Source organism: Achromobacter sp. ACM03, assembly GCF_014851665.1.
GTDB classification, from domain to species: domain Bacteria; phylum Pseudomonadota; class Gammaproteobacteria; order Burkholderiales; family Burkholderiaceae_B; genus Achromobacter; species Achromobacter aegrifaciens.
The window spans coordinates 169635-181303 of sequence record NZ_JACVAD010000011.1; the positions used below are offsets into that span (position 1 = coordinate 169635).

10 protein-coding genes are annotated in these 11669 nt (G+C 64.5%); 7 read left to right on the forward strand and 3 right to left on the reverse strand.

Going from position 1 to position 11669, the window contains the following annotated elements:
• The first annotated feature begins 63 nt into the window (after positions 1 to 63).
• On the forward strand, positions 64 to 972 hold the full coding sequence (gene cysM, locus IB257_RS30415) for a cysteine synthase CysM (RefSeq protein ID WP_041655288.1): 909 nt from the start codon (positions 64 to 66) through the stop codon (positions 970 to 972).
• A gap of 104 nt (positions 973 to 1076) precedes the next feature.
• Here the strand turns inward: cysM and IB257_RS30420 are convergent, their stop codons facing one another.
• Together IB257_RS30420 and IB257_RS30425 are read right to left on the reverse strand one after the other, a co-directional pair.
• The gene (locus IB257_RS30420) at positions 1077 to 2057 is read right to left on the reverse strand and encodes a tripartite tricarboxylate transporter substrate binding protein (protein WP_054450908.1); all 981 of its coding nucleotides are present in this window, start codon (positions 2055 to 2057) and stop codon (positions 1077 to 1079) included.
• Complete coding sequence (locus IB257_RS30425; RefSeq protein ID WP_054450911.1) at positions 2054 to 2830, reverse strand: IclR family transcriptional regulator; 777 nt, start codon at positions 2828 to 2830, stop codon at positions 2054 to 2056. The genes IB257_RS30420 and IB257_RS30425 overlap by 4 nt, the downstream gene beginning before the upstream one ends.
• Before the next feature lie 67 nt (positions 2831 to 2897).
• Between IB257_RS30425 and IB257_RS30430 the strand changes: the two genes are divergently transcribed.
• On the forward strand, positions 2898 to 3947 hold the full coding sequence (locus tag IB257_RS30430; RefSeq protein ID WP_054450914.1) for a cyclase family protein: 1050 nt from the start codon (positions 2898 to 2900) through the stop codon (positions 3945 to 3947).
• A gap of 42 nt (positions 3948 to 3989) precedes the next feature.
• Here IB257_RS30430 and mltB read toward each other — a convergent pair whose 3' ends face one another.
• A complete protein-coding gene (gene mltB / locus IB257_RS30435; RefSeq protein WP_054450917.1) occupies positions 3990 to 5144 on the reverse strand; it encodes a lytic murein transglycosylase B in 1155 nt (384 codons plus the stop codon).
• Positions 5145 to 5154: 10 nt separating this feature from the next.
• Here mltB and IB257_RS30440 point away from each other — a divergent pair, with 10 nt between their 5' ends.
• The 5 genes from IB257_RS30440 to IB257_RS30460 all read left to right on the forward strand — a co-directional run bounded on the left by IB257_RS30440 (position 5155) and on the right by IB257_RS30460 (position 11645).
• Positions 5155 to 6078, forward strand: coding sequence for a histone deacetylase family protein (locus tag IB257_RS30440; RefSeq protein ID WP_082400679.1), 924 nt, complete (start codon positions 5155 to 5157; stop codon positions 6076 to 6078).
• Between the two features lie 71 nt (positions 6079 to 6149).
• The gene (locus tag IB257_RS30445; protein WP_013392406.1) at positions 6150 to 6899 is read left to right on the forward strand and encodes an electron transfer flavoprotein subunit beta/FixA family protein; all 750 of its coding nucleotides are present in this window, start codon (positions 6150 to 6152) and stop codon (positions 6897 to 6899) included.
• A 2-nt stretch (positions 6900 to 6901) separates the two neighbouring features.
• Positions 6902 to 7831: an electron transfer flavoprotein subunit alpha/FixB family protein gene (locus tag IB257_RS30450; RefSeq protein ID WP_054450918.1), complete on the forward strand. Its 930-nt coding sequence runs from the start codon at positions 6902 to 6904 to the stop codon at positions 7829 to 7831.
• A 197-nt stretch (positions 7832 to 8028) separates the two neighbouring features.
• Complete coding sequence (gene aspT, locus IB257_RS30455; RefSeq protein WP_054450920.1) at positions 8029 to 9720, forward strand: aspartate-alanine antiporter; 1692 nt, start codon at positions 8029 to 8031, stop codon at positions 9718 to 9720.
• A 104-nt stretch (positions 9721 to 9824) separates the two neighbouring features.
• The gene (locus IB257_RS30460) at positions 9825 to 11645 is read left to right on the forward strand and encodes a bifunctional aspartate transaminase/aspartate 4-decarboxylase (protein WP_119450897.1); all 1821 of its coding nucleotides are present in this window, start codon (positions 9825 to 9827) and stop codon (positions 11643 to 11645) included.
• Positions 11646 to 11669 lie beyond the last annotated feature (24 nt).

An 11669-nucleotide genomic window follows, 5' to 3' on the forward strand; every position in this document is an offset into this window, starting at 1 on the left:
TAGCCCTGGCGGGAGCGCGGCTTTTGGCGGCGCGCGCCGCCAGGCGGGGTTATCATCGTCCGCATGACTACTACCTATCCCACTATCGAGCAAACCGTCGGCAATACGCCGCTGGTGCGCCTGCAGCGCATTCCCGGGGCCGCGGGCGCCGCCCGGGGCAATGTCATCCTGGCCAAGCTGGAGGGCAACAACCCCGCCGGCTCCGTGAAGGACCGTCCGGCCCTGTCGATGATCGCCCGCGCGGAAGAGCGCGGCGACATCAAACCGGGCGACACCCTCATCGAGGCGACCAGCGGCAATACCGGCATCGCGCTGGCCATGGCTGCCGCCATGCGCGGCTACCGCATGATCCTGATCATGCCGGACAACCTGTCGGTGGAACGCCGCGCGGCCATGACGGCCTACGGCGCCGAGCTGATCCTGACGCCCGCGGACAAGGGCGGCATGGAATACGCCCGCGACCTGGCGTCGGCCATGCAGGCGGACGGCCGCGGTCTGGTGCTGGACCAGTTCGCCAACCCTGACAACCCCCGCGCCCACATCGAAACCACCGGGCCGGAAATCTGGAACCAGACCGAAGGGCGCGTTACCCACTTCGTGAGCGCCATGGGCACCACCGGCACCATCATGGGCGTGTCGACCTACCTGAAGTCGCGCAACCCCGCAGTGCAGGTGGTGGGCGCGCAGCCCGCCGAAGGATCGTCGATCCCGGGCATCCGCAAGTGGCCCGAAGCCTATCTCCCCAAGATCTTCGATCGCAGCCGGGTGGACGCCTATGAATCCATCGAGCAGGCCGAGGCCGAACAGATGGCGCGCCGGCTGGCGGCGGAAGAAGGCATCTTCGGCGGAATTTCATCGGCGGGCGCGCTGGTTGCCGCCCTGCGCGTGGCCGAACGCGTCAACGACGCCACCATCGTGTTCATCGTGTGCGACCGCGGCGACCGCTACCTGTCCACGGGCGTCTTCAACTGAACGCCTGACCGCCGTCGGGCAGAACAGAACCGCCATGCCGGGTTTGCCGGGCATGGCGGTTTTTCATTGGTCGGGCGCGGCGTGCGCCCGTGTTTCTTGCGCACTTATTCGGGCTGGATGCCGGCGTCCTGCATCACCTTGATCCAACGCTCGCTCTCCGCCAGGTTGAAGGCTTCGGCTTCCTGGTAGCTCATGGTGCTGGGCAGCGTGCCTTGCGACTTCAGCGCTTCAACCACCTTGGGCGATTGCGAGGCTTCGATCATGACCTTGTTCAGCTTGGCGATGATGGGCTGCGGCGTGTCTTTGGGCGCCCACATGCCGTACCAGGTGACGATGTCGAAGCCGGGCAGGACGCTTTCCGCGATGGTCGGCACGTCGGGCAGTTCGGCCAGGCGGGTCTTGGTCGTCACGGCGATCGGGCGGATCTTGCCGCTCTGGATCAGCGGGAGAGCCGGCGCCAGCGGCGCGTACATCAGGTCCACGTGGCCGCCCGCGACGTCGGTCAGGGCCGGGCTGCTGCCGCGGTAGCCGACATGGGTGATCTTGGCCTTGGTGGAGGTATTGATCAGTTCGCCCGCCAGGTGCGGCAAGGTGGCCACGCCGGGGGATGCGAAGGTCAGCGAACCGGGCTGGGCCTGGCCCTGCTTGATCAGTTCGCCGAAGGTCTTGAACTTCGAGTTGGGCGGGACGACGGCCACCATCGGCACCGTGCCCAGCACGCCCACCATCTTGAAGTCCTTGATCGGGTCAAAGCTCAGATTCTTGAACTGGGCCGGATAGATGCCCTGCACCGACGGGTTCATCAGCAAGGTGTAGCCATCCGCCGGCGCCTTGGCGACCTGGGCCGTGCCGATGGTGCCGCTGGCCCCCGCGCGGGTTTCGATCACCAGCGGCTGACCCAGGATCTCGCCCATCTGGACCGCGATCAGGCGGCCGACCACGTCCGTCGGTCCTCCTGCCGCCCAAGGCATGATCACGCGGATGGGCTTGTCCGGATAGTCCGCCTGCGCGTAGGCGGTTGCTGCCGGCACGGCCGCCGTGGCGATCGCCGAGCAGGCCGCGGCGAGGAAGGTGCGTTTGTTCATCTACTGTCTACTCCTACAAAGGTGAGATTGGCCGAGGGCAGCGCTGCTTGCAGCATCGCCTTGACCTCGGCCAGCTGTTTCCCCGTGGTGGCTTCGTTCTTCAGCATCCGGCTCAGCGGGCCGGCCACCACGATGGCAAAGGGTTGTTCGTATGCGCGGAATCCGAGCGAAATGGACATCACGTCCTCGACGTTCTCGCCCACCGAGCGCTGCCAGCCGCGCGCCATGCCCGCCTCCAGGTCGCGGTCGAAGGCTTCCCGGCTGGTGAGCGTGCTGTCCGTGTAGGCGGCAAAGCCGCTGTAGGCCTTGAACCACTTCTGCCGTTCTTCCTGCGACAGCACCGATAGCAGCGCCTTGCCGGAGCTGGTGGCGTGCACCGCCTTGAAGCCGCCCGGCTGATGCGAGAAGCGGATGGTCTGCTTGGACTCGGCGACGATCAGGTACACGACCTTGTCGTCGGCCAGCTTGGCCAGCAAGGCCGTCTCGCCCGTCAGGTCCCGCACCCGGGCCAGCACCGGCTCGATCACCGCGTTCAGCGGGTCGCTATGGCAGATCAGGGTGGCCACGTGTATCAGTTTCTGGGTCGGGTAATAGCCGTGCTTCTTGCCGATTTCGTAGAGATAGCCGCGCGCCACCATGGTCTTCAGCAGCCCATGGCAGCTCGACAGCGGAATCCCCATCTGGGCAGCGATCTCGCTGTACAGCAGGGGCTTCTGCTCCTCCGCAAAAAGGTTCAGCACATCCAGCACTCGGCCAGCAGTTTTCACATCCATGATGTTAGTATCCTATACGTGATAAATTTATGTCAAACAGCATTCAATCGACCAGGAGTTGCAACGCATGAGATGGAAGAACCGTCCTGAGGGATCGAACTGGGGAGATTTCGGGCCTGACGACCAGCGAGGTTGCCTGAATTACATCACCCCCGCGAACGTGCTGAGCGGCATGCGGGAAGTGCGCGAAGGCCTGAGCTTCTGCCTGTCGCTGCCGCTGGATTACCCGGGCGGCAACGGCGTGAACGTGCGGCGCCACCCGCCCAAGCTGCGGCCTACCGAGAGGGACGGCGACCAGTACCTGAATTTCCCGCTGGGACGCCTGCGTCCCGGCTGCGTCGACGTGCTCAGCGACGACATCGTCGAAATGAGCTTGCAGTATTCGACGCAATGGGATTCGCTGGCCCACGTGGGCGCGCTGTTCGACGCCAATGGCGACGGCCTGCCCGAGCGCGTCTACTACAACGGCTACCGGCCCAACGAGCACGTGGTGGGTCCGGTGGACTACGACGTGGACAATGGCTATGCCAAGACCGATCTGGGCCAGGGGCCGGCCTCCAACGCCAAGAAGCTGGACATCACCCAGCTGGCCGAATCGTGCCTGCAGACGCGCGGCGTGATGGTCGATCTGGCGCGCCACTACGGACGGGAGCAGAAGTCGGTCGGCTATGACGAGCTGATGCGCATCCTGGACGCGGACCGGATCGAGATCGAGCAGGGCGATATCGTGCTGTTCCATACGGAATTCGGCGACGCCCTGCTGGAAAAGAACCGCGAGCCGGATCCCCATACGCTGCACGAGATCTGCGCCGGCCTGGACGGCAGCGACGAGAAGCTGCTGCAGTGGATCACCGACTCGAAGGTGGCGGCCATGGCCTCGGACAACCACGCCTTGGAAATCTATCCCACGCAGAAGCCCAATGCCTGCTGCGCGGCGCTGCCTCTGCACCATCACTGCATTTTCAAGCTGGGCCTGCCGATAGGCGAGATGTGGTACCTGGGGGCGCTGGCGCGCTGGCTGACGGCCAACGGCCGCAGCCGCTTCCTGCTGACGGCGCCGCCGCTGAACCTGCCTGGCGCCGTGGGTTCGCCCGTGACGCCGGTTGCGACGGTGTAAAGCGCAGGACCGCGGCGCCTGGCGCCGCGGGTCCTGGGGGCTTCAGCGGCCCACGCGCGCTTCGATCTCGCTTGCCAGATCCGCTACCGAGGTCGCGTAGAAGTAGCTGCGGTTGTACTTGGTGAGCGCGAAGAAGTTGGGCGTGCCGACGCGATATTGCGCCGTGCCCCGGGCTTCCTCGACCAGGTCGACCACGCCCAGTGGCTGGCTGCCCCAGCCCGTGGCCGATGCGCCTGGCTGCAAGCGCGCGCCGGCCGCCGTGAGCGTGCCCCAGCTTTGCTTGGGTTCCAGTCCGCCGTCGACGAGCGCGGTGGGATCGGCAGGCAGCACCACGGGTGCGAACACCGGCAGGCCGCGCTGCCAGCCGTGCTGCGACAGGAAGCTGCCCACGGACATGATGGCGTCGCGGGTGTTGTTGCTCAGGTCGATATGGCCGTTGTCGTCGCCGTCCACCGCGTAATGCATGACGCTGGTGGGCATGAACTGGGGCATGCCGATGGCGCCGGCGTACGAGCCGCGGGTTTCCAGGTCCAGCTTGTCTTTCATGACCAGGGTCAGGAAGTCGGCAAGCTGGCCGCGGAACATGGTGGCGCGTTCGGGCTTGGCGGGGTCCGGGTAGTCGAAGGCCAGCGTCGTCAGCGCATCCAGCACGCGGAAATTGCCCATATTGCGGCCGTACAGCGTTTCCACGCCGATGATCGAGGCAATCACCGGCGCCGGAACGCCGAAGCGCTGCGCCGCCTGGTTGAGCAGGTCGCGGTTCTCGTTGTAGAACTCCACGCCCCAGCCGATGCGCTTGGGTTCGACGAAGCGCGAGCGGTAGGTCAGCCAGCTGCGCCAGATCTTCTTGCCCGGGGGCGACGGCGCGATCAGGCGCGCGACGGTGGCGTTGTAGCGCGAACCGGCCAGCGCGGCGACCATGGGGTCCAGCGGCAGTTGGCGCTCGGTGGCCAGGTTTTCCACGAAAGTGCGGACTTCAGGCCGCAACGTGCCATTGGCGGCCAGCGCGGCGGGGGCGTCGTCCGCCAGTTCGGATCCAGGTGTCGGCGCGCTGGGGCCGATGCGGATGGGGGCCGGGGTTGATTCGGCGGCCGGCTGGCCGGCGACGGTGTTGGGTGCAGAGGGGGCGGTGGTGGAGCAGCCCGCCAGCAGGGCGGAGAGCGTTCCGAGTTGCAGTAATCGCCGACAGATGAACATAATCTTCCTTATGGAGACCATGTATCTTACCCACCCGGCATGCCGCCTGCATGAAATGGGCAGTTGGCATCCCGAAAGCCCCCAGAGGCTGGACGCCATTTCAGACCAGTTGCTTGCCAGCGGCTTGATGCCTTACCTGGACGACCGCCAGGCGCCGCAGGCATCCCGCCATGACATATTGCGGGTGCACACTGTCCAGTATCTGAACAGTTTGCGTGAACATACGCCGGAGCAAGGGTATTTCCCTATCGATCCGGATACGCTGATGAATCCCCATACCTACGAAGCCGCCCTGTACGCGGCCGGGGCAGGGGTGGCCGCGGTGGATGCGGTGATGGGCGGAGAGGCCCGCACGGCCTTCTGCGCGGTGAGGCCCCCGGGGCATCACGCCTGCCGTTCCCAGGCCATGGGATTCTGCTTTCTGAACAACGTCGCTATTGCGGCGCAGCATGCGCTGGACTTCCACGGCCTCTCGCGCGTGGCCATCGTCGATTTCGACGTGCACCACGGCAACGGCACCGAAGACATCTTCGCCGGCAACGACCGGGTGCTGATGTGCAGCTTCTTCCAGCATCCGTTCTTTCCCAATAGCGGCGCCGAGAGTCCCGCTTCGAACATGCTGAACGTGCCCGTGGCCGCGTACACCGGCGGGGCGGCGGTCAGGACCATCGTCACCGATACCTGGTTGCCGGCGCTGGAAGCGCACCGGCCCGAACTGATCCTGGTATCGGCCGGTTTCGACGCGCATCGCGAGGACGACATGGGCCAGATGGGCCTGGTCGAGGCGGATTACGCCTGGATAACAGAACAGCTCGTGGAGGTGGCCGAGCGCCACTGTCAGGGGCGCATCGTCAGCACGCTGGAAGGCGGTTACAACTTGTCCGCCTTGGGCCGCAGCGTGGTCGCCCATATACGAGCGCTGGCGAAGCTGTAGAATCGAGAAAAAATTGTGCAATGCGATCCCGGCGCATGCCGGGTAATTATTTTCCATTTGGAGGCAGCGGGATGAAGGTTTTGGTACCTGTCAAACGCGTCGTTGACTACAACGTCAAGGTGCGCGTCAAGTCTGATCAAACCGGCGTGGATATCGCCAATGTGAAGATGTCCATGAACCCCTTTGACGAGATCGCCGTCGAGGAAGCGACCCGCCTGAAGGAGAAGGGTGCTGTCGCCGAGGTCGTGGCGGTTTCTTGCGGCGTTGCGCAATGCCAGGAAACGCTGCGCACGGCCATGGCCATCGGCGCCGACCGCGGCGTGCTGGTCCAGACCGATGCCGAACTCCAGCCGCTGGCCGTGGCCAAGCTGTTGAAGGCGCTGGTCGACAAGGAACAGCCGCAACTGGTGATCCTGGGCAAGCAAGCCATCGACGACGATGCAAACCAGACCGGCCAGATGCTGGCCGCGCTGCTGGACTGGCCGCAAGCCACGTTCGCCAGCAAGGTCGAGCTGGCCGATGGCAAGGTCACGGTCACGCGCGAAGTCGACGGCGGCCTGGAAACGCTGACGTTGAAGCTGCCCGCCATCGTCACCACCGACCTGCGCCTGAACGAGCCGCGCTACGTCACGCTGCCCAACATCATGAAGGCCAAGAAGAAGCAGCTGGACACCGTCACGCCTGAAGAGCTGGGTGTGGACGCCGCGCCGCGCCTGAAGACGCTGAAAGTCAGCGAGCCGCCCGCCCGCAAGGCCGGCATCAAGGTGGCCGATGTCGCGGCCCTGGTGGACAAACTCAAGAACGAAGCGAAGGTGGTCTGAACATGACGACGCTGGTTATTGCCGAACACGATAACGCCCAGCTCAAGGGCGCAACCCTGAACGCCGTCGCCGCCGCCGCCAAAATCGGAGGCGACGTGCACGTGCTGGTCGCCGGCGCCAATGCGCGCGCAGTGGCCGACCAGGCCGCCGCCGCCGCCGGCGTGGCCAAGGTCCTGCTGGCCGACGCGCCGCAACTGGCCGACGGCCTGGCCGAGAACGTCGCCGCCCAGGTGCTGGCCGTGGCCTCGGGCTACAGCCACATCCTGTTCCCCGCGACCGCCTCGGGCAAGAACGTGGCTCCCCGCGTGGCTGCCAAGCTGGACGTGGCGCAGATCTCCGACATCATCGGCGTGGAATCGGCCGACACCTTCCAACGCCCGATCTACGCCGGCAACGCCATTGCCACGGTGCAGTCGGCCGATGCCGTCAAGGTCATCACCGTGCGCACCACCGGCTTTGACGCCGTGGCCGCGCAGGGCGGTTCGGGTGCGGTGGAAGAAGTCGCCGCCGTGGCCGATTCGGGCCTGTCCACCTTCGTGGGCCGTGAAGTCGCCAAGAGCGATCGTCCGGAACTGGCTGGCGCGCGCGTCGTCGTCTCCGGCGGCCGTGGTCTGGGCAGCGCCGAAAACTTCAAGATCCTGGATCCGCTCGCCGACAAGCTGGGCGCAGCGCTCGGCGCCTCGCGTGCCGCGGTCGACGCCGGCTACGCGCCTAACGACTGGCAAGTCGGTCAGACCGGCAAGATCGTTGCCCCGCAACTGTACGTCGCGGTTGGTATCTCGGGCGCCATTCAGCATCTGGCCGGCATGAAGGATTCGAAGGTCATCGTGGCCATCAACAAGGATCCGGAAGCGCCGATCTTCGGCGTGGCCGATTATGGCCTGGTGGGCGATCTGTTCCAGGTCGTGCCCGAACTGACCGGCGCGCTGTAAGCCACAACGCGCAGCCGTATCGAAGGCCCGCCAGCTTCGCGCTGGCGGGCTTTTTTATTATTTTGACGCGAGGACTACACATCTTGTGATTTCAGTATTCCAAATCTTTTGATTTCTCGAAAGATTCTGATAATGTGTTCCGCGCGCAGCTAGATTCGCGCAAGTGCTTGGCCTGTACAGAACGAAGGAGATTCGGGATGGAATGGTTCTTTGACACTCTGCGAAAATATCCGGAACTTGCGATATTCCTTACCCTCGGTCTCGGGTACTGGATAGGCGCCAAGAAACTCTTCGGATTCAATCTGGGAGCCGTGACTGGCACGCTGTTGGTCGGCGTGCTGGTGGGACAGCTCAATATCACGATCGCTCCCGTCCTCAAGCAGGTCTTCTTCCTGCTCTTCCTCTTCGGTCTGGGTTACGGCGTCGGACCGCAGTTCTTCCGAGGGATGAAAAGCGACGGCCTTCCGCAGGTCATCTTTGCCGTCATTATTTGCGTGATCTGCCTGTTGGTGACATGGGCGACAGCCGTAGGCTTCGGCTTCGATGCCGGCACCGGCGCAGGCCTGCTGTCAGGGGCCCAAACCATTTCCGCGGTCATGGGCGTGGCGACGGACACCATCAACGGCTTGGGCATAGACGCAGCAACCAAAAAGAAATGGATTGACAGCATTCCCGTCGCGTACGCGGTCTGCTACATCTTCGGCACGGTTGGAAGCGCCTGGATCCTGGCATCCCTGGGCCCGAAGCTGATGCGCGTGGACATCGTCAAAGAATGCCAGGAATACGAAGCCAAGATGTCGGGGGGCGCCGACTCGATGGAGTTGTCGGGCTACCGCAAGTTCATCGCGCGCGCCTACAAGCTGGACCGCGAGGAATTCGCCGGCAAGACGGTGGGAGAGCTGGAGTCCCGCTTCGTCGAGGCCCGGGTGTTCGTGGAGCGCATCCGGCGCGGCGACCAGATCATCGACAGCGATGCCAAGACGGTGCTGCAGCAAGGCGACGTGCTGGGCGTGACCGGCAGGCATGATGCGTTGGTTACGCAGGCCGCCGGCATCATCGGCACCGAAGTCGAGGACCGCGACCTGATCAACATGCCCGCCGAGGTCGTCGAAGTCGTCTTGACCAACAAGAACATAGCCGGCAAGACCATCAAGGAAATCGCCGACAGCGAAGCGGGCCGCGAACTGGGACGCGGCGTGTTCCTGCGCAAAGTCGTGCGCGGCGGCCACGACATGCCGATCAACTGGGGCTTGAAGCTTGACCGCGGCGACCGCCTGTTCGTGCTGGGCGCCAAGCGCGACGTTGAGCGCGTGGTCGGCCGGCTGGGCTATGTGGATCGCGCCACCAGCCAGACCGACATGGTCTTCGTCGGCTTCGGCATTCTGCTGGGCGGCCTGTTCGGCTCTCTGGTGCTGACCGTGGGCGGCGTTCCCGTCACCTTGTCGACCTCCGGCGGCGCGCTGATTTCCGGCCTGATCTTCGGCTATCTGCGTTCGGTGCATCCGACCTTCGGCCGTGTGCCGGAACCGGTGCACTGGTTCCTGACATCGGTGGGGCTGACGACGTTCGTCGCGGTCGTGGGTATATCGTCAGGGCCGGGATTCGTGCTGGGCTTCCAGCAATTGGGCGCCAAGCTCTTCATCGCGGGCATCATCGCCACCAGCGTTCCGATGATCGTGGGCGTGTACATTGCGCGGTATGTATTCAAGTTCCATCCCGCCATTGCGTTGGGAGTCTGCGCCGGAGCCCGGACCACCACCGCGGCCATCGGCCAGATAACTGAAACGGCGAAGAGCCAGGTGCCTGCCCTGGGCTACACGGTTCCTTACGCCATCGGCAATACCCTGCTCATCATCTGGGGGATTGTCATCGTCATGCTCATGTCCTAGCAGAACGCCCCGCCAGCCCCGCGCTTGCGGGGCGTTTTGCAAGCGCGCCGGCGCGGCCGGCGACGCTCAGCGCCTGTCACCATGCAAACCAGGAGTACTGAACAATGGCTTCCACCGCGCCTCTTACCGTCAGCCTGGCTTCGGCCTTGAAAACCACCCGTTCGCGCCAACGCGACCTGGAGCAGCTTTCTCCGTTTGAACTCAAGGACTACCTGATCACGCTGGCCAAGGACAACCAGCACACCGCCGCGATCACCATGCTGAACGCGGGCCGCGGCAACCCTAACTGGATCGCCACCGAACCGCGCGACGCCTTCTTCCTGATGGGCCAGTTCGCGATGAAGGAAGCGCGCCGCGTGCGCGACGAGTCCATCCTGGCGGGCATGCCGGCCAAGAAGGGCTGCGCCGACCGGATGCGCAAGTTCCTGGCCAAGCACAAAGGCATGGACGGCTACGATTTCCTGGTCGGCGTGCTGGAGTACGGCGTCAAGGTCAAGGGCTTCGACCCCGACGCGTGGGTCCATGAACTGACGGACAGCATCATCGGCGACAACTATCCCGTGCCGCCGCGCGCGCTGGTCCATCTTGAACAGATCGTGCACGATTACCTGATCAAGGAAATGTGCGACGGCCGTCCGCCCAAGGGCAAGTTCGACCTGTTCCCGGTCGAAGGCGGCACGGCGGCCATGTGCTACATCTTCGATTCGCTGATGCAGAACGGCCTGCTCAAGCAGGGCGATACCATCGCGCTGTTCCTGCCGACCTTCACGCCCTATATCGAGATCTCGCATCTGGAGCGCTTCCAGTTCAAGATCGTGCCGATCAACGCCAGCAGCCTGCGGGCCGACGGCACGCACGACTGGCACTATCCGGCGTCCGAAATCGCCAAGCTGGAGAATCCCAAGATCAAGCTGGCGGTCACGGTCAACCCCAGCAACCCGCCGTCGGTGGCGTTCAGCCCGGTCGAGATGAAGCAGATCGTGCGCCTGATCCGCAAGAATCCGGACCTGGTGCTGGTGACGGACGATGTCTATGGCACCTTCGTGCCGAACTTCCGCTCGCTGATGGCGGAAGTGCCGCACAACACCATCTGCGTGTACTCGTTCTCGAAGAACTTCGGCTGCACGGGATGGCGCCTGGGCGTGATTGCGACCCATGAAAAGAACACCATGGACCGCCGCATCGCCGAATTGCCTGCATCCTGGAAACAGCGCCTGAACAAGCGCTATGGCGCCATGACGATGGAGCCCGAAAAGCTCAAGTTCATCGACCGGCTGGTGGCCGACAGCCGCAACGTCGCGCTGAACCACACCGCGGGCCTGTCCTTGCCGCAGCAGGTGCAGATGGGATTCTTCGCGCTGTCGCACCTGATGGACCTGAAGGACTCCTACAAGCACCTGACGATGAAGATCGTGCGCGCGCGCCGCGATGCCTTGTGGCGCGGCCTGGGCATACCCATGCCGCCCGAAGATCCGATGCGCGCCTGGTACTACGTCGAGCTGGATTTCATGGTCTGGGCCAAGATCACGTACGGCGATGCGTTCTGCAAGTACATGATGGCCAACTACGAGCCGGTCGACTTCCTGTTCCGCCTGGCCGAGAAATCCGGCGTGGTGCTGATGGACGGCGGCGGCTTCGGCGGTCCGCCATGGTCGATCCGCGTGTCGCTGGCGAACCTGGACGACGGCGACTACGCCAAGATCGGCAAGCATATGGTCGAAGCCGCCACCGAGTACGTCGAGGCGTGGAAGGCCGGCGAACTGGTGCGTTCGGGCCCGACGGCCGGCAAGGGCCAGACCACGAAGGCGCCCGCGGCCAAGCGCAAGGCGGGCAAGACCGCGGCAGCCAAGAAAGCGGTCAAGAAGGCAGTGAAGAAGGCCGACACGGCGGCGAAGTCCGCCAAGAAGGCCGTGGCGCGCAAGTAGGCGGGCCGGGCAGCAACCTCCAGG

What these genes read in the sequence shown, in the direction of transcription:
- mltB (WP_054450917.1), bottom strand. Translation starts at nt 5,144, where the DNA reads ATGTTCATCTGTCGGCGATTACTGCAACTCGGAACGCTCTCCGCCCTG.
- IB257_RS30430 (WP_054450914.1), top strand. Translation starts at nt 2,898, where the DNA reads ATGAGATGGAAGAACCGTCCTGAGGGATCGAACTGGGGAGATTTCGGG.
- IB257_RS30425 (WP_054450911.1), bottom strand. Translation starts at nt 2,830, where the DNA reads ATGGATGTGAAAACTGCTGGCCGAGTGCTGGATGTGCTGAACCTTTTT.
- cysM (WP_041655288.1), top strand. Translation starts at nt 64, where the DNA reads ATGACTACTACCTATCCCACTATCGAGCAAACCGTCGGCAATACGCCG.
- IB257_RS30450 (WP_054450918.1), top strand. Translation starts at nt 6,902, where the DNA reads ATGACGACGCTGGTTATTGCCGAACACGATAACGCCCAGCTCAAGGGC.
- IB257_RS30460 (WP_119450897.1), top strand. Translation starts at nt 9,825, where the DNA reads ATGGCTTCCACCGCGCCTCTTACCGTCAGCCTGGCTTCGGCCTTGAAA.
- IB257_RS30445 (WP_013392406.1), top strand. Translation starts at nt 6,150, where the DNA reads ATGAAGGTTTTGGTACCTGTCAAACGCGTCGTTGACTACAACGTCAAG.
- IB257_RS30420 (WP_054450908.1), bottom strand. Translation starts at nt 2,057, where the DNA reads ATGAACAAACGCACCTTCCTCGCCGCGGCCTGCTCGGCGATCGCCACG.
- IB257_RS30440 (WP_082400679.1), top strand. Translation starts at nt 5,155, where the DNA reads ATGGAGACCATGTATCTTACCCACCCGGCATGCCGCCTGCATGAAATG.
- aspT (WP_054450920.1), top strand. Translation starts at nt 8,029, where the DNA reads ATGGAATGGTTCTTTGACACTCTGCGAAAATATCCGGAACTTGCGATA.